Annotated in this window: 21 protein-coding genes, 1 pseudogene and 1 other annotated feature; of the genes and pseudogenes, 8 read left to right on the top strand and 14 right to left on the bottom strand. The window is 67.6% G+C overall.

What is annotated here, in order from left to right:
- Positions 1 to 21: 21 nt before the first annotated feature.
- Positions 22 to 150: pseudogene (locus LQD00_RS22710) on the top strand (biotin/lipoyl-containing protein); the annotation flags it as partial.
- A gap of 84 nt (positions 151 to 234) precedes the next feature.
- Here the strand turns inward: LQD00_RS22710 and LQD00_RS02640 are convergent.
- Genes LQD00_RS02640 through uraD form a run of 3 tightly spaced genes read right to left on the bottom strand, consistent with a single transcriptional unit; the run spans position 235 to position 1,723 of the window.
- The gene (locus LQD00_RS02640; protein ID WP_232715552.1) at positions 235 to 849 is read right to left on the bottom strand and encodes a nucleoside/nucleotide kinase family protein; all 615 of its coding nucleotides are present in this window, start codon (positions 847 to 849) and stop codon (positions 235 to 237) included.
- A 5-nt stretch (positions 850 to 854) separates the two neighbouring features.
- On the bottom strand, positions 855 to 1,181 hold the full coding sequence (gene uraH / locus LQD00_RS02635) for a hydroxyisourate hydrolase (protein WP_154882841.1): 327 nt from the start codon (positions 1,179 to 1,181) through the stop codon (positions 855 to 857).
- A complete protein-coding gene (gene uraD, locus LQD00_RS02630) occupies positions 1,178 to 1,723 on the bottom strand; it encodes a 2-oxo-4-hydroxy-4-carboxy-5-ureidoimidazoline decarboxylase (RefSeq protein ID WP_232715551.1) in 546 nt (181 codons plus the stop codon). The genes uraH and uraD overlap by 4 nt, the downstream gene beginning before the upstream one ends.
- A 72-nt stretch (positions 1,724 to 1,795) precedes the next feature.
- On the opposite strand from uraD, the gene LQD00_RS02625 reads away from it, so the two are divergent.
- Positions 1,796 to 2,368, top strand: coding sequence for a nucleotidyltransferase family protein (locus LQD00_RS02625; RefSeq protein ID WP_232715550.1), 573 nt, complete (start codon positions 1,796 to 1,798; stop codon positions 2,366 to 2,368).
- Positions 2,369 to 2,576: 208 nt separating this feature from the next.
- Positions 2,577 to 3,299 (top strand): hypothetical protein, encoded by a 723-nt coding sequence (locus LQD00_RS02620; protein WP_232715553.1) that lies wholly within the window; start codon positions 2,577 to 2,579, stop codon positions 3,297 to 3,299.
- A 1-nt stretch (position 3,300) separates the two neighbouring features.
- Here the strand turns inward: LQD00_RS02620 and LQD00_RS02615 are convergent, their stop codons facing one another.
- The 3 genes from LQD00_RS02615 to LQD00_RS02605 are packed head-to-tail and all read right to left on the bottom strand — an operon-like array spanning position 3,301 to position 6,925.
- On the bottom strand, positions 3,301 to 5,406 hold the full coding sequence (locus tag LQD00_RS02615; protein ID WP_232715549.1) for a xanthine dehydrogenase family protein molybdopterin-binding subunit: 2,106 nt from the start codon (positions 5,404 to 5,406) through the stop codon (positions 3,301 to 3,303).
- Positions 5,403 to 6,413, bottom strand: a complete 1,011-nt coding sequence (locus tag LQD00_RS02610) for an FAD binding domain-containing protein (RefSeq protein ID WP_232715548.1) — start codon at positions 6,411 to 6,413, stop codon at positions 5,403 to 5,405. Before LQD00_RS02610 ends, LQD00_RS02615 begins: the two co-directional genes overlap by 4 nt.
- Positions 6,410 to 6,925 carry a (2Fe-2S)-binding protein gene (locus LQD00_RS02605; protein ID WP_232715547.1) on the bottom strand — a complete coding sequence of 172 codons (516 nt, stop codon included), beginning with the start codon at positions 6,923 to 6,925 and terminating at the stop codon, positions 6,410 to 6,412. Before LQD00_RS02605 ends, LQD00_RS02610 begins: the two co-directional genes overlap by 4 nt.
- Positions 6,926 to 6,999: 74 nt before the next feature.
- Between LQD00_RS02605 and LQD00_RS02600 the strand changes: the two genes are divergently transcribed.
- Positions 7,000 to 8,322, top strand: a complete 1,323-nt coding sequence (locus tag LQD00_RS02600; RefSeq protein WP_232715546.1) for an NAD(P)/FAD-dependent oxidoreductase — start codon at positions 7,000 to 7,002, stop codon at positions 8,320 to 8,322.
- A gap of 36 nt (positions 8,323 to 8,358) precedes the next feature.
- Here LQD00_RS02600 and LQD00_RS02595 read toward each other — a convergent pair whose 3' ends face one another.
- A complete protein-coding gene (locus LQD00_RS02595; RefSeq protein WP_232715545.1) occupies positions 8,359 to 8,847 on the bottom strand; it encodes a 5' nucleotidase, NT5C type in 489 nt (162 codons plus the stop codon).
- Between the two features lie 357 nt (positions 8,848 to 9,204).
- Here LQD00_RS02595 and LQD00_RS02590 point away from each other — a divergent pair, with 357 nt between their 5' ends.
- Positions 9,205 to 10,332, top strand: coding sequence for a nitronate monooxygenase (locus LQD00_RS02590; RefSeq protein WP_232715544.1), 1,128 nt, complete (start codon positions 9,205 to 9,207; stop codon positions 10,330 to 10,332).
- A gap of 21 nt (positions 10,333 to 10,353) precedes the next feature.
- On the opposite strand, the gene LQD00_RS02585 is transcribed toward LQD00_RS02590, so the two are convergent.
- From LQD00_RS02585 to LQD00_RS02555, 7 genes are all read right to left on the bottom strand, one after another.
- Entirely contained in the window at positions 10,354 to 10,683 is a 330-nt protein-coding gene (locus LQD00_RS02585; RefSeq protein ID WP_006865887.1) for a rhodanese-like domain-containing protein, read from the bottom strand.
- 33 nt (positions 10,684 to 10,716) lie between these two features.
- Entirely contained in the window at positions 10,717 to 11,133 is a 417-nt protein-coding gene (locus LQD00_RS02580) for a MarR family winged helix-turn-helix transcriptional regulator (RefSeq protein WP_232715543.1), read from the bottom strand.
- A 111-nt stretch (positions 11,134 to 11,244) separates the two neighbouring features.
- Positions 11,245 to 11,607 (bottom strand): GNAT family N-acetyltransferase, encoded by a 363-nt coding sequence (locus LQD00_RS02575; RefSeq protein ID WP_232715542.1) that lies wholly within the window; start codon positions 11,605 to 11,607, stop codon positions 11,245 to 11,247.
- Positions 11,608 to 11,972: 365 nt separating this feature from the next.
- Positions 11,973 to 13,760: an acetyl/propionyl/methylcrotonyl-CoA carboxylase subunit alpha gene (locus LQD00_RS02570; protein WP_232715541.1), complete on the bottom strand. Its 1,788-nt coding sequence runs from the start codon at positions 13,758 to 13,760 to the stop codon at positions 11,973 to 11,975.
- Positions 13,761 to 13,969: 209 nt separating this feature from the next.
- The gene (locus tag LQD00_RS02565) at positions 13,970 to 15,505 is read right to left on the bottom strand and encodes a condensation domain-containing protein (protein WP_232715540.1); all 1,536 of its coding nucleotides are present in this window, start codon (positions 15,503 to 15,505) and stop codon (positions 13,970 to 13,972) included.
- On the bottom strand, positions 15,502 to 15,951 hold the full coding sequence (locus LQD00_RS02560; protein WP_006865882.1) for a SufE family protein: 450 nt from the start codon (positions 15,949 to 15,951) through the stop codon (positions 15,502 to 15,504). Before LQD00_RS02560 ends, LQD00_RS02565 begins: the two co-directional genes overlap by 4 nt.
- A gap of 13 nt (positions 15,952 to 15,964) precedes the next feature.
- Complete coding sequence (locus tag LQD00_RS02555) at positions 15,965 to 16,861, bottom strand: sulfurtransferase (RefSeq protein WP_232715539.1); 897 nt, start codon at positions 16,859 to 16,861, stop codon at positions 15,965 to 15,967.
- Between the two features lie 260 nt (positions 16,862 to 17,121).
- On the opposite strand from LQD00_RS02555, the gene LQD00_RS02550 reads away from it, so the two are divergent.
- The 3 genes from LQD00_RS02550 to LQD00_RS02540 all read left to right on the top strand — a co-directional run bounded on the left by LQD00_RS02550 (position 17,122) and on the right by LQD00_RS02540 (position 19,984).
- The gene (locus tag LQD00_RS02550) at positions 17,122 to 17,352 is read left to right on the top strand and encodes a hypothetical protein (protein WP_232715538.1); all 231 of its coding nucleotides are present in this window, start codon (positions 17,122 to 17,124) and stop codon (positions 17,350 to 17,352) included.
- Between the two features lie 4 nt (positions 17,353 to 17,356).
- Complete coding sequence (locus LQD00_RS02545) at positions 17,357 to 18,082, top strand: neutral zinc metallopeptidase (protein ID WP_232715537.1); 726 nt, start codon at positions 17,357 to 17,359, stop codon at positions 18,080 to 18,082.
- Between the two features lie 649 nt (positions 18,083 to 18,731).
- Positions 18,732 to 19,984, top strand: a protein-coding gene (locus LQD00_RS02540) for an IS3 family transposase (RefSeq protein ID WP_232715536.1) whose coding sequence is annotated in 2 segments (ribosomal slippage) — positions 18,732 to 19,026 and positions 19,026 to 19,984 — 1,254 coding nt in all. Because the reading frame shifts where the segments join, the coding sequence is not laid out codon by codon here.
- Positions 19,016 to 19,147, top strand: a sequence feature (AL1L pseudoknot). Its footprint overlaps the gene before it by 132 nt.
- Positions 19,985 to 20,251: the final 267 nt, after the last annotated feature.

Raw genomic sequence — 20,251 nt, 5'->3', positions numbered from 1 at the left:
GCTCGGAKATGTGTATAAGAGATCGGCACCATCGAGGCGATGAAGATGGAGGCGGCCATCACCGCACCCGTCGGCGGCAAGGTCACGCGCGTCGCGATCGGCCCGGTCACCCAGGTGTCGCCGGGGGATCTGCTCATCGAGATCGGCTGACCTTCGGCCCCTTCCGCGGTTTCGCTCACGGGTTCCGTTCCCGCTCACCGAAACTGGGTGAGCGGGAACGGAAGTCGTGAGCGCTCAGGCGATGATCGTGTCAGCCCGTGACCGCGTCGTGGCGATCAGTTCCGCGTTGGGGGCGTCGACGGTGGCGATCCATGCGCGGGCCTCGGCTTCGCTCTTCCCGGCTTCGATGTGCCGGCGGAGCAGGCGTTCGCGTCGGGTGGCGTCGTCGGCGTCGACGTAGATCAAGCGGTCCAGGAGTGGGCACACGTCGCGCCACCCGGGTTGGTCGAGGCCGAGGTAGTTGCCCTCGACGACCACCAGTCGGGCAGTGGCGGGCACGGTGAGCGACGCCGCGATCGGCTCTCCGGTGGCGTGGTCGAAGTCGGGCGCGTACACCGTGTCGCAGCCGTCGGCGATGCGTCGAAGTGTGGCAACGAATCCCGCGACGTCGAAGGTGTCCGGCGCACCCTTGCGGTCGCGACGGCCGAGCCGATCGAGTATGGCGTTCGACAGGTGATAGCCGTCCATCGGGACATAGCCCACCGCGTCGGGGCCCAGTGTCGAGGTGAAGTCGTCGACGACGGACCGTGCGAGTGTCGTCTTGCCCGCGCCCGGCGGGCCGGTGATGCCGACGACGATCCGCGCCGCGCCCGCCCCGAGCAGCGCGGCCACGTCGTCGTGGGCCGGCATCCGGGTCAGCTACCGCGGTAGGTCGAATACGCGAACGGGCTCAGCAGCACCGGGACGTGATAGTGGCGGTCGGCGTCGTCGACCTCGAAGCAGATGTCGATCTCCGGGTAGAACGCCTTGATGTCGTTGTCGGCGAACCAGTTCCCGGTGTCGAAGACCAGGTGATAGATGCCGGGGACGAGGGCTTCGGTGTTGACCTTGCCGATGCGTCCGTCCGAATCGGTGGTGCCTGAAGCCAATTCGGTGCCCGATGCGTCCTGCAGGGACACCTCGACGCCGACGGCAGGGGAGCCCGACGTGGCGTCGAGGACATGGGTGGACAGGCCGGTCATGCGGAGGCTCCCTCGTCGACGTCTGGTGTGTTCAGCATACGGATCAGGCGGCTGCGGTTGATCTTCGCCAGCTCGCCGCGCAGCACGCGGCGTTCGGTTGCGGGATCGTTGCCCATGCGTTCCTTCAGGATTCCCAGCAGCTCGTCCGCGGGGCGGCCGTTGGCGAACACCAGGTAGACGTGGCCGAACTTGTCCTCGTAGGCCGCGTTGTACTTCTTCAGTTCGTCGATGACCGCTGTGTCCGCGCCGGACACCCCGGACTGTTCACGGGCCGACGAGGCGTTGTCGGGCCGGTCGCCGATCCGGGGATGCCCGGCGAGAGCCTGGTCGATGTCGGTCTCGGCCAGCTCGACCAGTAGGTCGTCGGCCCGATCCAACAGTACTTGTGGATCGGCGAAGGGGCGCTCTTCCGCGACGCGTTGGGCCCAGGTGAGCGAGCTGCAGCAGGCGAGCAAACGCTTGACGCACGCGTCGGTGGTGAGATCGTTGAAGCGGTCGAGCTGTCCTCGTCCGCCGGGGTCGAGGTCTTCGTCTGGGCGCACGCGTACAGCCTAGGAGGTCCGCTCGAGGACCGCCGATTCACCAACGGCTCCTGGGATTGGGAAGATGGAACGGTGACGGCGTCAGGTGAGGACAGCGAGATCGGTGAGATTCTCGGTGTGGTGCTCGCCGCGGGCGCCGGCAGTCGGTACGGGATGCCCAAGATCCTCGCCCACGACGGCCGCTGGCTGGAGACCGCGACCGACGCGCTACGGGCCGGTGGGTGCGCGGACATCGCGGTCGCGATGGGGGCTGCGATCGTCGAGCCGCCCGCCGGTATCACCGCGCTCGTCGTGGACGACTGGGCCGACGGTATCGGCGCGTCCGTGTCGGCGGCGCTCGACTGGGCGAAGCGCCGGCCCGGGGTGGTCGGAGTGGTGCTCACCGTGGTCGACACCCCCGACGTCGGACCCGGCGTCGTACGTCGCATCGTCGAGGCATCCGGAGGGCGGCGCGGCAATCTGGTACGTGCCGTCTTCGACGGCCGGCGGGGACATCCGGTGTACATCGGCGCAGACCATCTCGGTCCCGCACTCGAGGTCATCCACGGAGATGTGGGTGCGCAGCGGTACCTGCGAGATCACCAGGTGACCTGCGTCGAATGCGGCGACCTGGCCACGGGGCAGGACATCGACACCAGGGAATGAGCCGCTCCCGCCGGCGTGCCCATTTCGAGACCTTCTCGTCGCCTTTCCGGTGCACGCGGATCCCGCTTCTGGCGATCGTCCGTGCATAGGGTGCAGACAGAGCCCGCGTCGGTACAGCCAGAGCCGGCGCACACCGGGCCCGTCGAAGACCATCACCGTCGAAGAAGGTGATCACGTGGCGCGAGGACACCGCCGTCGAATCGTCGCGATGGTCGCCGCGCTGGCCGCGGGTCTCGCACTGGCCGCGTGCGCGGGATCGCCGGAGCAGGCGACGTCCGATCGCCCCGCCGCTCAGGATTCCCACCTCCCGCCCGGTTTCGACACCACTTTCCGCTGGTCGGCCACACCGGTGCTCGACCCCCAGTCCGCGGAGGGCACCTTCGTCCGCGCCTTCGTCGAGTCGTTCGAGCTCGCCAACGCCGGGGCGTCGGTCGAATGGGGCTACCCGGGGTTCATCGAGGCCTCGCCGTCGAACATCGATCAGATGGTCACCGCTTACCCGTCCGAGGTCTCCGCGGCCCGACGCCAGGTCGGCACCGCCTTCTACACCGGACTGCGACGCGTCGACGACGCTGACTGGACGCGAATCGTGCTGTGCCGCCAGGGATATCGGTCGGTGGAAAGCGATGGGACGTGGGCGGTCGGGTATGATACGTCGCGTCCCGTGGAGATCGACATCCGACGCACCGGGGACCGGCCGCCGGCGGCTCCGCGGGGCGGCCAGCGGACGCCGGAGACCGACGTCTTCGGCGGCTGGTACACCTCGCGATACGACTTCTCTGCCCTGTACCCCACCCCGACCGCCGACCAGAAGGCTTGCGCGGCAACGCGACAGGTGGGGATGCCGCATTGGCTTCCCGCCCAGGCCGACGAGCCGTGGCCGGTGTCGCCCGCGGTACCGGGCTGGTCGACCTATCCCGGAGTCGGCTGACTCACTGGTCCGGTAAACCCTCGAGCAGGTCGTCGAGGTGCACGGGCAGGTCCCGGACGCGCACGCCGGTTGCGTTGTACACCGCGTTGACGACGGCCGCCGCACTGCCGACGATGCCGATCTCACCGGCGCCGCGCGATCCCATCGGCGTCGCGTGTTCGTCGGGATCGTCGAGCCAGACGGCGTCGACGTCGGCGATGTCGGCGTGCACGGGGACGTGGTACTCGGCGAGATCCTGGGTGACGACGTGCCCGAAGCGCGGATCGCGGACGCTCTCCTCGAGCAGTGCCATCGAGATGCCGAACGTCATCCCCCCGATGAGCTGGGACCGCACCGTGCGCGGATTGATGGCGCGCCCGATCGAGAACACCCCGAGCATGCGGGGGATGCGGATCTCGCCGGTGTCGACGTCGACGCGGACCTCGACGAAGTGGGCACCGAACGAGGCGATCCGGAATTTCTTCAGATCGGGGTTCTCGTCGGTCTCGGCGCTGACCTCTGCGCCGTCGGCCGGAGCGTCGCCGAACCGGGTGCGAAATCGTTGTGCCGCGGTGACGATCGCCGATCCCCACGACGATGTGCCCGACGACCCGCCCGCGACAGAGCCGCTCGGCAGGGCGCTGTCACCGATCTGCAGGTCGACTTGTTCCGGCTCGATCCCGAGCGCATCGGCGGCGATGAGCGTCAGTGCCGTCCACGCTCCCGTGCCGATGTCGGTGGCCGCGATCCGCACCGCGTACCGGCCGTCCCGATAGGAGATGGAGGCCTCGTTGTCCGGGTTCACCATGTGCGGATACGTCGACGCCGCGACGCCGTAGCCGATGAGCTGCCGTCCGTCGCGGGTGGTGCCGGGCTCGGCGCGGCGACGGTCCCAGCCGAACCGTTCGGCGCCCTCGCGGAGACATCGGACGAGCTGCCGCGACGACCACGGTTTCCCGCTCTCCGGGTCGTCGGCGGGTTCGTTGCGGACGCGCAGCTCGATCGGGTCGAGTCCGACGGCGTGGGCGAGTTCGTCCATCGCGACCTCGCCCGCGAACATCCCGGGGGCCTCGCCGGGGGCGCGGAACCAGAACGGCGGCGGGACGTCGAGGGGGACGACGTGGTGGTCGGTGCGCCGGTTGCGGGCGGTGTACATCATCCGCGATGACACGGCGGCCTGCTCGGCGAACTCCTTCGCGTGAGCGGAGTGCGTGTGTGCCTCGTGGATGAGCGCGGTGATGTTGCCGTCGCCGTCCGCGGCGATGCGCAGCCGGGCACGCGTCGGCGCGCGATGGCCGACGTAGGCGAACATGTGCTGTCGCGTCACCGCGAACTTCACCGCCCGGCCGGGCACTCGCATCGCGGCCATGGCGGCCAGCACGTCGTGCGAATGAGGGGAACCCTTGGACCCGAACCCGCCCCCGACATGCGGTGCAATCACCCGCATTTGTGCGGGTTCGAGTCCAAGGACGGGCGCCAACGCGGAGACCACGCCCTGCGTCGACTGCGTCGAGTCGTACAGGGTCAGGAGCTCCTCGTCGGGCGCCCACGTTGCGACCACGGTGTGTGGTTCCATCGGGTTGTTGTGCTCTTCGGGTGTCGAGTACAACTCGTCGACCACCACCGTGCCGGACGGGGGGTCGTCGAGGATCCGGTCGGGTTCGCCGCTCTCGGAGGTGGGGTCGAATCCGCCGTTGACCTTCTCCGGGCGGTACCGATTGGGATGGTCGGCACGGAACTCGGTGTCGTGGGGTGCCTCGTCATAGGTCACGGTCACCGAAGCGGCTGCTTCCCGGGCGATCTCGGGGGATTCGGCGATCACCGCGCCGATCAGCTGGCCGCGGTAGGCGACCTCCGGCGTCTGCAGGATCGTGAGATCGCCGTCGGAGGTGTCGGCCAGCCGGGGCGCGTTGTCGATGGTGAGGACCGCGACCACGCCGTCGGTCGATTCGGCTGCGGCGGTGTCCATCGACGTCACCCGGCCGCGGGCGACGGTCGCGGTGATCGGCCACAGGTACGTCGCGTCGGTGAGGTGTTCATAGGCGTACGGCGCTGTGCCGCGGACCTTTTCGACGCCGTCGATCCGCGCATGACCGATGGGAGCGGGCGACGATCCGATGACGCTCATCGGGTCAGCTCCTCGAGGACGGCGGTGAGGGTGCGACGGACGAGGGGGACCTTGAACGCGTTCCCCTCCAGTGGGCGGGCGTCGGCGAGTTCGGCATCGGCTGCCTCGGTGAACAATTCGCGCGACGGTTGCCGCCCGCGGAGGACGGCTTCGGCGCGCTCGGCGCGCCACGGTTTGTGCGCGACGCCGCCCAGGGCGATCCGGGCCTCGCCGATGGTGCCCCCGTCGGCCGTGTTCCCGTCCATGGTGATCTGCGCGCCGACCGAGACCAGAGCGAAGGCATACGACGCCCGGTCGCGGACCTTGCGGTACGTCGAGACGGATCCGGGTGGCGGTGCGGGGATGTCTACGGCGACGATCACGTCGTGTGGGTCGAGGATCGTGTCGAGGTCGGGATGTTCGCCGGGGTCGCGGTACAGCGCGCGGACACCGAGCTCGCGTTCGCCGTCCGGACCCTGCACCACGATCCGCGCGTCCAGGGCGGTCAGCGCGACAGCCATGTCCGAGGGGTGGGTGGCCACGCAAGTGTTCGGGTCGTCGGCGTCGGGAGTGCCGAGGATCGCATGATGGCGGGTGTAACCGCCGATCGCCGAGCAGCCGCTGCCGGGTGAGCGCTTGTTGCACGGCGTCGTGACGTCCTGGAAGTAGACGCATCGCGTCCGCTGCAGCAGGTTTCCGGCGTTGGTCGCCAGGTTTCGCAGCTGCGGTGAAGCGCCCGCCAGCAGCGCGCGGGCGAGGATCGGGTAACGGCGTCGGACCAGGGGATGGGCAGCGGTGTCGGCGTTGCGGGCGGTCGCGCCGAGACGCAGCGAACCGTCGGCGTTCTCGCTGATCTGGTCCAGGGGGAGTCGTGAGATGTCCACGAGTGCAGGCGGGTTGGCGACACCGAGTTTCATGTGGTCGACGAGGTTGGTGCCGCCGGCGAGCAGTTTGGCTCCGGGATGGTCGCGGAGATAGTCGACGACCCCGGCCACGTCGTCGGCACGTTCGTAAATGAAGGGGATCATCCTTCCGCCGCCTGCCGGATCGCCGCCACGATGTTGGGGTAGGCCGCGCAGCGACACAGATTGCCGCTCATCCGCTCCCGGATCTCGTCGTCGCTGAGGGCTTCGTCCGCCGCGTCGGGGTCGAGGTCGTCGGTGGCGTGGCTGGGGTGCCCGTTCTTTGCTTCGTCGAGCATGCCGATCGCCGAGCACACCTGGCCGGGTGTGCAGTACCCGCACTGGAACGCGTCCTGGTCGATGAACGCCTGCTGGAGGGGGTGGAGGTCGCCGGGTTCGGCGAGTCCTTCCGCCGTGACGATCTCGGAGCCCTCGTAGCTGACCGCGAACGACAGGCAGCTGATGATGCGCCGGCCGTCGACGAGGACCGTGCACGAGCCGCACTGGCCGTGATCGCAGCCCTTCTTGGGCGAGAAGATGCCGAGACGGTCGCGCAGCCCGTCCAGGAGGGTGGTGCGGGTGTCGACGACGACGTCGTGGGCCACACCGTTGACCGAGAGAGAAACCCTGGTTTCCACACGGCGCGGTTACCCGGCGACGCGAAGCCCAAACCAATCCCATGGGTCCGTATTCGTCTGGAACAATCGGCGGAATGGCCCCCTCGAGACCCAGAGTCGTCGTCATCGGTGCAGGATTCGCGGGGATGCACTGCGTCCGGCGGCTCCGGAACGTCGCGGTCGATGTGACCTTGGTTGATCGCAGCACCAGCCACGTCTTCCAGCCGCTGCTCTACCAATGCGCCACCGGCTTGCTGTCGGAAGGTGCGATCTCGAGTCCGATCCGGCACCTGACCCGGCGTCAGCGCAATCTCGACGTCGTCCTGGGGGAGGCCGCCGACATCGACGTGCAGGCGCGGGAGGTCGTCGTCGACCGTCTCGACCGGTCGTCGTTCCGCCTGCCCTACGACTACCTCGTGGTCGGGACCGGGATGCGGACCGCGTACCGGGGCAACGACCAGTTCGCGAAGTACGCACCGGGGATGAAAACCCTCGACGACGCGCTGACGATCCGCCGCAAGATCATGGCCGCCTTCGAGATGGCCGAGACCATCACCGACCCCGAGGAACAGCGCTCCTGGCTGACATTCGCGGTCGCCGGCGGCGGGCCGACGGGAGTGGAGCTCGCCGGACAGATCCGCGAACTCGCCACCCGGGCGCTGGAACGCGAGTACGACGCCATCGATCCCGCCCAGGCGCGAGTCCTGCTGCTGCACGGCGGGGATCGGGTGTTGCCGTCGTTCAACGCCCGGCTCTCGGCCAGTGCCCAACGGACTCTCGACGACCTCGGCGTTGAGACGCACCTCGGCGTGCACGTGACCGACGTCGGTGACGACTACGTGGAGACCACCCGCAAGGCCGACAAGCACAAGGACCGGTACCCGGCGCGAACGACGCTGTGGACCACCGGCGTCGAGGCCGTCCCGTTCGCCAGCACCCTGGCGGCGGCACTCGGCGTCGAACAGGACCGGGCGGGCCGGATCCCGGTGGAGGCGGACCTCTCGGTCCCCGGCCATCCCGAGGTGTTCGTCGCCGGCGACATGATGGCGTACAAGGACCTCGCCGGCGTCGCCGAGGTCGCCATGCAGGGTGGCCACCACGCGGGCAAGGTCATCGCCGAAACCGTTGCGGGCAAACAGGAACGGGCGCCGTTCAAGTACCGCGACCTCGGAACCGCCGCCTACATCGCGCGCCGTCGCGCCATCGTGCAGTCGGGACGGTTCCAGATGTCGGGGTTCCCGGGCTGGGTCGCGTGGGGCGTCATCCACATCGCCTTCCTCGCCGGCGTCCGCAACCGCCTCGGCACCGTGATGACCTGGGGTGCAACGCTGATCACCGAATCGCGCCGCGAACGGGCGATCATTTACGGCGACACCGAGACTGCGAGGACGCCGTATGCACGGAGGGACTCGAGGTAGGTCGGGAGGCACCGGTTGCGGGAGCTACCGCCGTGATCAGGCCTTCGTGCGCATGTACGCGACGACCTTCTCCCAGTTCTCGAAGCCGGCCTGCTTGAAGTGGATGTGCTCGCCCTCGAAAGCATCGACGCCGCGCATGGTCCGGTCGTCGATGATGTAGTCGCCTTTATTGAGGTTCTTGTGGTGAGACAGGATGACCCGCTTGTAGGCGGGTGACTTCTTGTCACGGCCGAGATGCATCTTGACCCACAGCAGCTTCTCGGTCCACGCCATGGGGTTGTCCCAGGGGGCGGTGGACAGGATGTAGGTGTCGAAGATCGTGGCGAGCTCGCGGTAGGCCTCGATCGCACCGGGCATCGGGTCCATGAGCGAGAAGATGCCGGGGACGTCGTCGAGGTCGCCTTCGAAGCGGTTGCGCTCGGCGTCGCTCAGTTTGTCGATCCCGGATTGGAAATCGACCAGCGTGTTGTCCATGTCAATGTAGAGGATCTTCTTCTTCGGTTCGGCTGCAACGCTTTCGGTCATGTCGGCTGTCCTTTCTGGGTCAGTCTTCGGTGGAGGTGGGCCGCAGAGATGGCACGCGTCGTGCTCGGTGAATGTGCCCCGAGTCGGGGCGGAAGGCGCCAAACCGGAACCGGGAGGACCACCTGACATCTGCAGGATAGGGCAGGGGTCCGACAGTTCTCATGGGAAGTCGTGTTGTCCGGTCGACCTCGATCTCGACTGGCAGGCCTCGATCGACGTCTGGGAGTCGAGTCGAGGTTCGCCGGTCCGCGGCCCTGGGTCCCGGGACGGGTGTTCCGCGGAACGCTTGTCCGACGACGCGCAGCCTGGTATCCAGATTAGAACACGTTCTAATTCTGACACTGGCGAGGAGTCTGTATGCACACCCCGATCTGCGATGAGCTCGGTATCGAGTTCCCGATCTTCGCGTTCACCCACTGTCGTGACGTCGTGGTCGCGGTCAGCAAGGCGGGCGGCTACGGAGTGCTCGGCGCGGTGGGCTTCACGCCGGAGCAGCTCGAGATCGAGCTGAACTGGATCGACGAGCACATCGGCGATCACCCGTACGGCGTCGACATCGTGATCCCCAACAAGTACGAGGGCATGGACGCGAACATGTCGGCCGAGGAACTCACCAAGTTGCTCCAGTCGATGGTCCCCAATGAAACCCTCGAGTTCGGCCGCAAGCTGCTGCTCGACCACGGGGTGCCGCTCGCCGACGGCGACGACAACTCGCTGCAGCTGCTCGGCTGGACCGAGGCGACCGCTACGCCGCAGGTCGAGATCGCGCTGCAGCACCCGAAGGTCACCTTGATTGCCAACGCGCTCGGCACGCCGCCGACGGACATGATCGAGAAGATTCAGGCCGCCGGACGCAAGGTCGCCGCGCTGTGCGGTTCGCCGAAGCAGGCCCGCAAGCACGCCGACGCCGGTGTCGACATCATCATCGCCCAGGGCGGCGAGGGCGGCGGCCACTGCGGTGAGGTCGGTTCGATCGTGCTCTGGCCGCAGGTCGTCAAAGAGGTTGCGCCCGTGCCGGTTCTGGCCGCCGGTGGTATCGGCAGCGGTGAGCAGATCGCGGCCGCACTCGCACTCGGTGCGCAGGGCGCGTGGAGCGGTTCGCAGTGGCTGATGGTCGAGGAAGCGGAGAACACCCCCGTCCAGCAGCAGACCTACATCGATGCGTCGAGCCGCGACACCGTCCGCAGCCGCTCGTTCACCGGCAAGCCGTGCCGCATGCTGCGCAACGACTGGACCGAGGCCTGGGAGAACCCCGAGAACCCCGATCCGCTGGGAATGCCGTTGCAGTACATGGTGTCCGGCATGGCGGTCGCCGCGACGCACAAGCATCCCGACGAGAGCATCGACGTCGCCTTCAACCCTGTCGGCCAGGTCGTCGGGCAGTTCGAGAAGGTCGAGAAGACCTCGGCGGTCATCGAACGCTGGGTGACCGAGTACATCGAGGCGACCGGCAACCTCGACGCGTTCGCGAACGCGACGGCCTAGTTCAGGTGACCGGTGGCGGGCTCATTCGCTGAGTTCGCCACCCGCGGCGCGCCAGCCGATCAGGCCGCCGCTCATGTTCACGGCGTCGAAACCGTTCTCCACGAGGAGATTTGCTGCACCGGCGGATCTGATTCCGCCGGTGCAGAACGCTATCAGGAGGGTGTCTTCCGGTAGCTCGATGCACCGGTCGGGCAGCACTTCCAGCGGCATGTGAACCGCATCGGGGATGTGAACCCGGTTCCATTCGAAGTCGCGGCGAACGTCGACGACCAGCGCGCCGTCGTGCACCAGCTGCAGGGCCTCGGTCGCGGACACGGTCGGCGGCCGGCGCAAGTAGTGGCGGACTCTCACAACCTTCAGTTTAACTGAAGGTCGGCTCGGGTGTCAGCTCCCCGGGAAGGACCGCATCATGTGGATGCGGAGGGCTTGCGCCAGTTCGGGGTCGCGCGCGAAGAACTCGGCGTCGAGCCGGGCCACCTCGCCGGCCGCCCGCGACAGGATGTCCTCGCCCGCCGGAGTGATCCGCAGGCTCGACGCGCTGCCTGCGTGCGCGGTGCCGTCGTCGACGAGTCCGGCCTCGACGAAACCCGACACCGCGGAGTGCGCGCTCTGGACCGTGATGCGCGACCGTCGCGCGAGTTCGCTGAACGAGATGCCCGGAGTGCCGCGAATGTGGCCCAGCAGACCGTACTTTCGGGTGTTGAGCCCGAGCGGTTTGAGTGCGGCCGCGAGCTCGGACTCCCAGACCCGGCTCAACGTGAGCAGCGTGATCGTGGGACTGAACGGCGGAGGCTCGGGCATGCGGGCAGGCTAGCAAGTCATCAGGATGCCGACGCGGGAGCCGGGGAGATTCGACGGTGGCGAAACGAGGTCGCGTGCGACCTCAATCGGGCTCGTGACACGGGGAGGGTCTCAGCGGATGGTTCGTGTGAAGTGCTCTGCCACAATCAGACCCAACGCCCCCTCGGCGAAGCGTGACACCGCGGCGGTGGCGGCGTCGAGCGCCTCGTCGTAGCCCTCACGCGCCCGGCCCCACAGCTCGCCGGAGGAGCCGTCCGGGGTCACCCCGATCACTGCGATGAGCTCGCCGGTGGTGGGGATGCAGATAGCCCACACGAAGCGGGTCTCGGCGTCCCAGTCGGCGTTGGCCGACGCGACGTAGTCGGCGGGGGAGTCGACCCCGAGAAGAGACAACGCCGGGACGTCGGTGATCCGGTCGTCCGCACGAAGCGCACGCAGATACCACGTCCCGGCGTTGATCTCGACTGGTTGCACGGTGTCCCTTCGATACGCTCGCAGGCTCGCTACTCAGGGAGCGGGTTTGGGCTACGCGACCTCGCTACTCAGGGAGCGGGTTTGGGCTTTGCGACCTCGCTACTCAGGGTGCGGGGAGGCCGATCTTCGCTCCCCGAGGTGCGAGCGAGGGGCCGACCCTGCTCCCTGAGGTGCGAGCGAGGGGCCGACCGCTGCTCCCTGAGGTGCGAGCGAAGCGAGCCACGAAGGGCTGGCGAGCTCGTCTCACCAGGCCTTCGTGGCTCGTCGCTTTCGCTCCTCACACCTCAGGCAGCGAAGGAATTCTTCGCACCTCAGGCAGCGAGGGGGAACCTTCGCACCTCAGGCGACGAGGGGAGCTGTGTGTCTTACTTCAGCTCGAGCAGCACGGTGCCCTGGGTGACCGCGGCACCGGCCTCGACGGACAGGCCGGTGACGACGCCGTCCTTGTGGGCGGTGACCGGGTTCTCCATCTTCATGGCCTCGAGGACGACGACCAGATCGCCGGCGGCGACCTCCTGGCCCTCTTCCACGGCGACCTTGACGACGGTGCCCTGCATCGGTGCGGCCACGGCGTCACCGGAAACGGCTGCGCCGCCGCCCTTCTTGCGCGAGCGTGCCTTCGGCTTCTTGCGGACGACACCGTTGGTGGAGCCGCCGCCACCGAGGGCGAGATCGCCCGGCAGCGAGACCTCGACGCGGCGTCCGCCGACCTCGACCACGACCTTCTGGCGCGGTGCGGCGTCGTCTTCCTCGATCGGCTGTCCACCGGTGTACGGCTCGATCGGGTTCTCCCAATCGGTCTCGATCCACTTGGTGTAGACGTCGAACTTCTCGCCGTCGCCGATGAAGGCGGGGTTGGAGACGATGTGGCGGTGGAACGGGATGACCGTGGCCAGACCCTCGACCTGGAACTCGGCGAGTGCGCGACGCGAGCGCTCGAGCGCCTGCTCGCGGGTCTCGCCGGTGACGATCAGCTTGGCCAGCATCGAGTCGAACTGGCCGCCGATGACGTCGCCCTCGACGACGCCGGAGTCGACGCGCACGCCGGGGCCGGTCGGCTCCTTGTAGACCGAGATGGGGCCGGGGGCCGGCAGGAAGTTGCGGCCCGCGTCCTCACCGTTGATGCGGAACTCGAAGGCGTGGCCGCGGGGGGTCGGGTCCTCGGTGAGCTCGAGCTTCTCGCCGTTGGCGATGCGGAACTGCTGACGCACGAGGTCGATGCCGGCGGTCTCCTCGGTGACCGGGTGCTCGACCTGCAGACGGGTGTTGACCTCGAGGAACGAGACCAGGCCGTCGTTGCCGACCAGGAACTCGACGGTGCCCGCGCCGTAGTAGCCGGCCTCGCGGCAGATGGCCTTGGCGGACTCGTGGATCTTGGTGCGCTGCTCGTCGGTCAGGAACGGCGCCGGGGCCTCCTCGACGAGCTTCTGGAAACGACGCTGCAGCGAGCAATCGCGGGTGCCGGCGACGATGACGTTGCCGTGCTGGTCGGCGATGACCTGGGCCTCGACGTGGCGGGCCTTGTCCAGGTAACGCTCCACGAAGCACTCGCCGCGACCGAAGGCGGCGACGGCCTCACGGGTCGCCGACTCGAACAGCTCGGGGATCTCCTCGATGGTGTAGGCGACCTTCATGCCGCGGCCACCGCCACCGAAGGCGGCCTTGATGGCGACGGGCACGCCGTGCTCCTTGGCGAAGGCGACGACCTCGTCGGCGTCCTTGACCGGGTCCTTGGTGCCGGGTGCCATCGGGGCGTCGGCCTTGAGGGCGATGTGGCGGGCGGTGACCTTGTCACCGAGGTCGCGGATCGACTGCGGCGACGGTCCGATCCAGATCAGCCCGGCGTCGATGACGGCCTGGGCGAAATCGGCGTTCTCGGACAGGAAGCCGTAGCCGGGGTGGATCGCGTCGGCACCGGACTTGGCGGCGGCGTCGAGGATCTTGTCGAACACGAGGTACGACTCGGCCGAGGTCTGGCCGCCCAGTGCGAACGCCTCGTCGGCGAGCTTGACGAACAGTGCGTCCGCGTCGGGCTCGGCGTACACGGCGACGCTCGCGAGGCCCGCATCCCGGGCTGCGCGGATCACGCGGACAGCGATCTCGCCACGGTTGGCGATGAGGACCTTGCTGATTGCGGAAGAGGTACTGGGCACTTGTTCTCCTGGGCCTTACTCGTACTCAGGTGTTCGCAGCGCGGGGCTAGCGCGCGACACGGTTGTCGGACAAACGGTCAAGACGGGGGGTACACCCTCGTCGACCGGGATGCGGACGGCTCGGGCGATGGACGACGCCGGGAGTCCAGCATCGCGACCTTCCGGCCAATACCCTAGCCCACCGAGCAAACGTTCGGTGGAGCCGTGGGTCACAACGCCGCGGAGAACGTGCTCGCATCACCGAGCCGACGGACGAGTTCGGCGAAATTGTGCAGGTAGGCGTGTACAGGACCGATGGTCGGGTCGATGGCGCTCGCCTCCGCGTCAAGTGGAAAAGGTGACGCATCAGGCATCGGGGCCCCGACGACGGTGATGTCGGCCGACGCCTCGTCGACGCCGTACTCGCGAAGAGGGGATTCGCGCGGAAAACGGGCTGAATAGCGCAAACCGGACGGTGTGCGGTTGATCCAGATGTAGACCTCGTGCGGCGAGTAGCTGTGGCTGCGGATCACCTTCGCGCGCCCGGCGTCGGCGGCCCCGGATCCCGGGGCGTAGCGGGTGTCGATGAACGAGATGACGAACCGCGGCTCTCCCTGATGACCGATCAGTTCCGCCACCCGGAGGAACGGCAGCGCGGCGCCCTGACGGCCGCGCTTGAGGACGGCGGTGGAACGGGCGACCGCCTGATCGAACGTGGGTGAGTCGGACATGTCGACCCAGAACGGTGCGACGCCGACGAACCAGCCCAGGGACGTCAGCCACTGGGTGTCGTTGCGAGTGTGGCGGGGCAACACACAGCGGAAGTCCGCGTCGCCCGTCATCTCGTGATGGACCATCGCGAACGCGGCGAGGATGCCGGCGGTCAGCGTTCCGCCGGCTTCCGAGCAGATCGCGGTGAAGCGATTGGCCGTGGCGTCGTCGGCGATGACACCCCACAGCGACTCCTGCGGGATCGTCGTCTCCTCGAGGTACTCGCGGTCGGCGTTCTCGACGTCATCGGCGTGTGAGCGCAGCAGGGCGGGCATGTCGCCGGCGCCCGTGCGCAGGAACTCCGACCACAGGGCCACCGCCGGATGGTCGCCGCCGGTCTGGTCCGCGAGGCGTCGTTCCTCGGCGCTGAAGTCGACGTAGCTGCCGACCTCGGGCAGGTTGGCGCTGCGGTGTTCCCGAGCCGCGCGATACAGCGAGACCAGCTCCTGTTGGGCCATGATCAGCGAGTACCCGTCGACGAGGGAGTGGTCGGCGGCGAACAGCAGTGTGAACGAATCGGCCCGGCCCACCGTCGCGAACAGGTAGGCGGGCCAGTGCAGCGGTGCGGTGGCACGGTCGAAGGAACCGCCGAGTTGTTCGACGAGCGGCCCGGACTCGCGGAACCAGCCGATCCGGCCCATCTTGAGTTTCACGGTGCCCGGGTCGGTGGTGAGCCGCTGCAAGCCGGTGCCCTTGATCACCACATGGCTGCGCAGCACCTCGTGGCGGTCGATCCACTGGGTCAGCACCGAGCGGATCGCCGGGATCGACAACGGCTCGTCGAACTCGATCGACAGACCAAGCCACGCCTCGCGGCCGCCCTCGCGCTGCGTCTGCACGCGGTACTCGAAGGCCGCACGTAGGTGCTGCTCGTGGTTGTGCGAGGTCAGGCGGGAGTCGTGATCCCACGCTCCCAGTCCGCCGGGGACATAGGGAGTCCACTCGACGAGCCCTCCCGGGGTGATGGGCTCATCGCGGATCTGGATGAACTTCATGCCCCGGGTGCGTCGGACCCGGAACCGGAGGTCTGATTGCGAACCTGCGCCTTGATCCGGCCGAGCATGCCCGCCATACCCCGGAGACGGAGCATGCTGACCACGCTGCCGAGGCCGAGGTCGTAGTAGAAGTCCGACGGGACGTCGAGGATCTCCTGTGCCGAGGCGGTGTCGAGCCCCTGGTGCAGGATCGCCGCGAAGCCGCGCGTGGTCGGTGCCTCGCGCGGCGCGGTGAAGTACAGGCGTACCGATCCCGGATCACCGGCGTCGACGGACAGGAACACCGGTGACTGGCACTCCGGTACCGGTTCCATCGCCTCCTGCTGCAGATGCTCAGGGAGGTCGGGGAGTTCGTCGGCGAACTCCAGGAGCAAGGTGATCTTGTCCGAATCACCAAGCGCGGCAAAGTCATCGACGATCTCGGCCAGGGCTGCGGGCAAACTCATCGTCGATCAGGGCTCACTTGGAGCCGGGTGCGGCACCCGGCTCGTCGCCGACCGCGATGGGCACGCGCACCGCGTTGCCCCACTCGGTCCACGATCCGTCGTAGTTGCGAACCTTGGTGTACCCCAACAGGTGGGTGAGCACGAACCAGGTGTGGCTGGACCGCTCGCCGATGCGGCAGTAGGCGATGGTCGGGGTGTCCTTGTCGAGGTCGCCGTAGATCTCGTCGAGCTCGGCGCGCGAACGGAACCGGCCGTCCGGTGCGGCGGCCTTGGCCCACGGGATCGACACCGCGGTGGGGATGTGGCCGCCGCGCAGCGCACCCTCTTCGGGGTAGTCGGGCATGTGGGTGCGTTCGCCGGTGTACTCCTGCGGCGAGCGGACGTCGACGAGCGGCTCGGTGCCGAGCACCTCGAGGACCTGCGGGGCGAAGGCGCGGATCTTGGTGTCGTCGCGCTCGACGACGGGGTAGTCCGACCGCGGGTACTCGGGGACGTCGAAGGAGGTGTCGCGGTCCTCGGCCATCCACGCGTCGCGACCGCCGTCGAGCAGGCGCACGTCCTCATGACCGAACAACGTGAACACCCAGAGTGCGTAGGCCGCCCACCAGTTGGACTTGTCGCCGTAGATGACGATGGTGTCGTCGCGCTCGATTCCCTTGCTGCGCATCAGTTCTGCGAACTGCTCACCGTTGATGTAATCGCGGGTGACCGGATCGTTGAGGTGCAGGTGCCAGTCGATCTTCTGCGCGGTGGGGATGTGGCCGATGTCGTAGAGCAACACGTCCTCATCGGATTCGATGATCTTGAGGCCCTTCGCGCCCAGGTGAGCCGACAGCCACTGAGTGGTCACCAACCGCTCAGGGTGGGCGTACTCGGCGAAGGCCGGATTCGGGTCGGTTTCAACACTCACGGTCTGTTCTCCAGCTTGGTGCGTTCGGGCGTCTCGACATTCATCGCGCGGACCGTGACCGGTCCCGGAGATAAAGGGTAGGGCATCGCCCCGCGGGGCCGCCCGGTGGCAGATCGGGTGCGGTCTGCGGTGCCCGACCGGGCCGTGCTTCGGTCGGATGACAAACCGCAGGTCAGTGTGGTGGTTGCCTGCTAAGTTCGCCCAATGATCGATCGACGTGGGGCTCGGGTGGAGCGCCGGAGTGTCTCGCGACTCATGCGGTGGGGCGTCCCGCTGGCGGTGGCCGTGCTCGCCGCGACGAGCGGATGTTCGCTCATCTCCGCCGACGACTCGTCGAGCCGAGCGCCGTCGTCGACTTCGTCCTCGGAGCCGGGGTCGCCGACCCCGAGTTCGCCGTCGCGGTCGAGGATCCCGTCGTCGACGCCGAGCAACGCCGACCCCACCCGGTGCAGTCTCGACGACTGCCCCGAACTGGCGACACCCTCGGCTGAGCTCATGACGAGCGGGGTGAACTCGTCCAACGTCGACACCGCGGTACCGAAGTACCTCACCACGCTGCTCGACGACCTCGACCAGACCTGGGGCGGCTGGTTCGGCGAACTCGGCTGGGGCGACCCCGCACCGGGACGCGTCCTCATCGAGTCGGGCACCACCTTCGCCACCGAGTGCATCGACGAGGACGGGGCGTCGAACCGGATAGCGTCCGACGAGGCCAACGCCTTCTTCTGCGGGGTCGACGAGGAGCCCAACGGTGAGGGGCAGGAGACCGAGGGCAGCATCGTGCTGCCGGTCGACACCTTCGCCGCCATCTGGGACGGGAACGTCTTCGGGGTGCCGTCGCCGATCGTCGGCGACTTCACCGCCGCCATCGTCGTCGCCCACGAGTACGGACACAACGTCGTCTTCCGCATGGCGGAGGCCTTCGACATCCCGGAACGACGCCTGCCGCAAGGCAAGAACGGCGAGTTGGTCGCCGACTGCCTGGCCGCGAACTGGGCGGCCACCGCCTACCAGCGTGACGGGTTGGGGCCCAAGGAGATCCTGCAGGTCGCGACGCTGCTCCCGATCATCGGTGACACCGGCGGGGCGATGGGGCACGGCTCGGCGGTCGAGCGTGCGCGAGCGCTCACCATCGGACTCACCGGGCCGCAGTTCAATCGCCAAGGCCAGCCGGTGGACTGCCTGCAGCGGTATTGGCCGGAGTTCTTCGAGGTCGAGTGACGCCGAATGAGCGGGTACGGAATGGCGTCGCACGCGACATCAATCGCCGCGCAGCGGGACCCGGGAGAATGCGGCACGGCGGCGCGAAAATCTCGTCCCCCTGAGCGGCTTTCGAGGGCAATATGCCCTCGGATGGTGCTCACGGGGACGAATTTTTCGTCAGTTCACCGGGCCGTACTGGTCGAGTGGTTCGAGATGCGCTGACCCTTCGAGGCTCGCTGCGCTCGCACCTCAGGGAGCGAGGGGGAGGCTGCGCTCGCACCTGACATACCTGCGGCCGGCCGGCCGTCGTGAGGGTCGAAAGGGTCCGCTCCCTGGGGAGCGCCCGGATCCCGACTGCCGAACCTCAACTCGACCGGCAGACGTCGATCGAAGTCTGCCGGTCGGGTTGAAGTCGACCGGTAATCAGGTCGACGGTGCCTCACCAGGCCTTCGTGGCAGTGAGAATGGTTGTGGGTGATTGATCGTGTTTGGGTCTGACCTGCTTCGTGGCTGACGGTGCTGTCTTGGACGAGATTTGTCGTCCCGGCGGTCGGTCATCTACGAAACCCTGACCTGTGAGGGCCGGGGCGGGTGTGACCTGATTAGGACCGTGTCTGAACCGTCCTGGGTCTGGTGGAGACCGTGATCTCACCAGGAGAATGCCGGTATGGCTGCACCAAGGAAGTTCGATCCAGAGACCCGCGAGCGGGCTGTGAGGATGTATCACGACCACCTCGCCGAGCACGGCGGCGCGAAACTCGCCGCCCGCGAGCATGTAGGCGCGCTGCTCGACATCAACCAGGCAACGTTGCGCAACTGGATCGAGAAGGATAAGCCGATTGTCACCACACGGGGAACGACGACGGTGGGCGAACAGGACGCCGAACTGGCTGCGCTTCGCAAGGAGAACGCCGAATTACGCAGGGCAAACGAGATTTTGAGGACCGCGTCGGCGTTTTTCGCAGCGGCGGAGGTCGACCGCCGACTGCGGTGATCGTCGACTACATCGACGCTCACAAGGGCCGGTTTGGGGTCGCCCCGATCTGCCGAGTGCTGACCGAGCACGGCGTGCAGATCGCCCCATCCACCTACTACGCCCGCAAACACGCGGGTCCGGTCTCGGCAACACAAATGGCCGAGGCGTACGACGCTCATACCGTCTACCAGGCGTTTCAGCGTAATCGCGGCGTGTACGGCGTTCGTAAACTGTGGCACACGATGCGCCGTGAGGGCCGGGTGATGGGCCGCGATCAGGTAGGCCGGCTGATGGAGATCTGCGGCATCACCGGAGTCGTGCGCGGTAAGCACCGCACAAGCACAACCCAGCGTGATGATCGCGCGCCGCGCCATCCTGATTTAGTGGATCGGCAGTGGTCGCTGCCGTCGCGTCCGGACCAGTGGTGGGTGGCGGATTTCACCTACTGCTGGACGCTGTCGGGATTCGTCTACACAGCGTTTCTGGTCGATGTGTACTCGCGACGGATCCTGGGTTGGCGGGTGATGACGAGCAAGACGACACCGCTGGTGACCAGCGCTCTCGAGCAGGCCCTGTTCACCCGAAGAAGGACCGACTTCTCCTTTACTGCAACAGGTTTGATTCATCACAGCGATGCGGGAAGTCAATACACCTCGTTCGCCTTCACCGAGGCGCTACGCGACTCCGGCCTGGCCGGCTCGATCGGCTCAGTTGGCGATGCCCTGGACAATGCGTTGATGGAATCGACGATCGGGTTGTACAAGAGCGAACTCATCGACCGCCAGCGATCCTGGACCGGACGAGCCGAGGTCGAACGCGAAACCGCCGCATGGGTGCATTGGTACAACACCGAACGGTTGCACTCGGCAATCGGCTACTGCCCGCCGGTCGAGTACGAGACGCGCTACCGTGAGACCGTCGCCTCCGAAGCGGAGGTGGCCTAAACCAGGTCTCCATCCGACCCAGGACGGTTCAGTCTGGCTGCTGGGCCGTGACTCTTCACTGTCCTGTCCACCCGCCCCGGTGAGGTCATCCCACACATCAGTGAAGGAGACATCACCACGATGACCCCAACCACGAGCACCACGCAACCGCTAGTACTTGGCGTCGACACCCATCAACGCCGCCACCACGCCGCCCTCGTCACCGCCGAGGGCCGCCTGCTCGCCGATCACGAGTTCCCCGCCACCAGCACTGGCTACCACCAGTTG

The sequence above is a fragment of the Gordonia metallireducens genome (assembly GCF_021245825.1).
Lineage (GTDB): Bacteria > Actinomycetota > Actinomycetes > Mycobacteriales > Mycobacteriaceae > Gordonia > Gordonia namibiensis.
The sequence above is the reverse complement of the archived record's forward strand: the minus strand, read 5'-3'. Positions and strand labels throughout refer to the sequence as shown.

Coding starts and splice junctions, on each gene's coding strand:
- LQD00_RS02640 (WP_232715552.1), bottom strand. CDS start 849: ATGCCGGCCCACGACGACGTGGCCGCGCTGCTCGGGGCGGGCGCGGCG.
- uraH (WP_154882841.1), bottom strand. CDS start 1,181: ATGACCGGCCTGTCCACCCATGTCCTCGACGCCACGTCGGGCTCCCCT.
- LQD00_RS02620 (WP_232715553.1), top strand. CDS start 2,577: ATGGTCGCCGCGCTGGCCGCGGGTCTCGCACTGGCCGCGTGCGCGGGA.
- LQD00_RS02615 (WP_232715549.1), bottom strand. CDS start 5,406: ATGAGCGTCATCGGATCGTCGCCCGCTCCCATCGGTCATGCGCGGATC.
- LQD00_RS02610 (WP_232715548.1), bottom strand. CDS start 6,413: ATGATCCCCTTCATTTACGAACGTGCCGACGACGTGGCCGGGGTCGTC.
- LQD00_RS02600 (WP_232715546.1), top strand. CDS start 7,000: ATGGCCCCCTCGAGACCCAGAGTCGTCGTCATCGGTGCAGGATTCGCG.
- LQD00_RS02595 (WP_232715545.1), bottom strand. CDS start 8,847: ATGACCGAAAGCGTTGCAGCCGAACCGAAGAAGAAGATCCTCTACATT.
- LQD00_RS02590 (WP_232715544.1), top strand. CDS start 9,205: ATGCACACCCCGATCTGCGATGAGCTCGGTATCGAGTTCCCGATCTTC.
- LQD00_RS02580 (WP_232715543.1), bottom strand. CDS start 11,133: ATGCCCGAGCCTCCGCCGTTCAGTCCCACGATCACGCTGCTCACGTTG.
- LQD00_RS02565 (WP_232715540.1), bottom strand. CDS start 15,505: ATGAAGTTCATCCAGATCCGCGATGAGCCCATCACCCCGGGAGGGCTC.
- LQD00_RS02560 (WP_006865882.1), bottom strand. CDS start 15,951: ATGAGTTTGCCCGCAGCCCTGGCCGAGATCGTCGATGACTTTGCCGCG.
- LQD00_RS02545 (WP_232715537.1), top strand. CDS start 17,357: ATGACGAGCGGGGTGAACTCGTCCAACGTCGACACCGCGGTACCGAAG.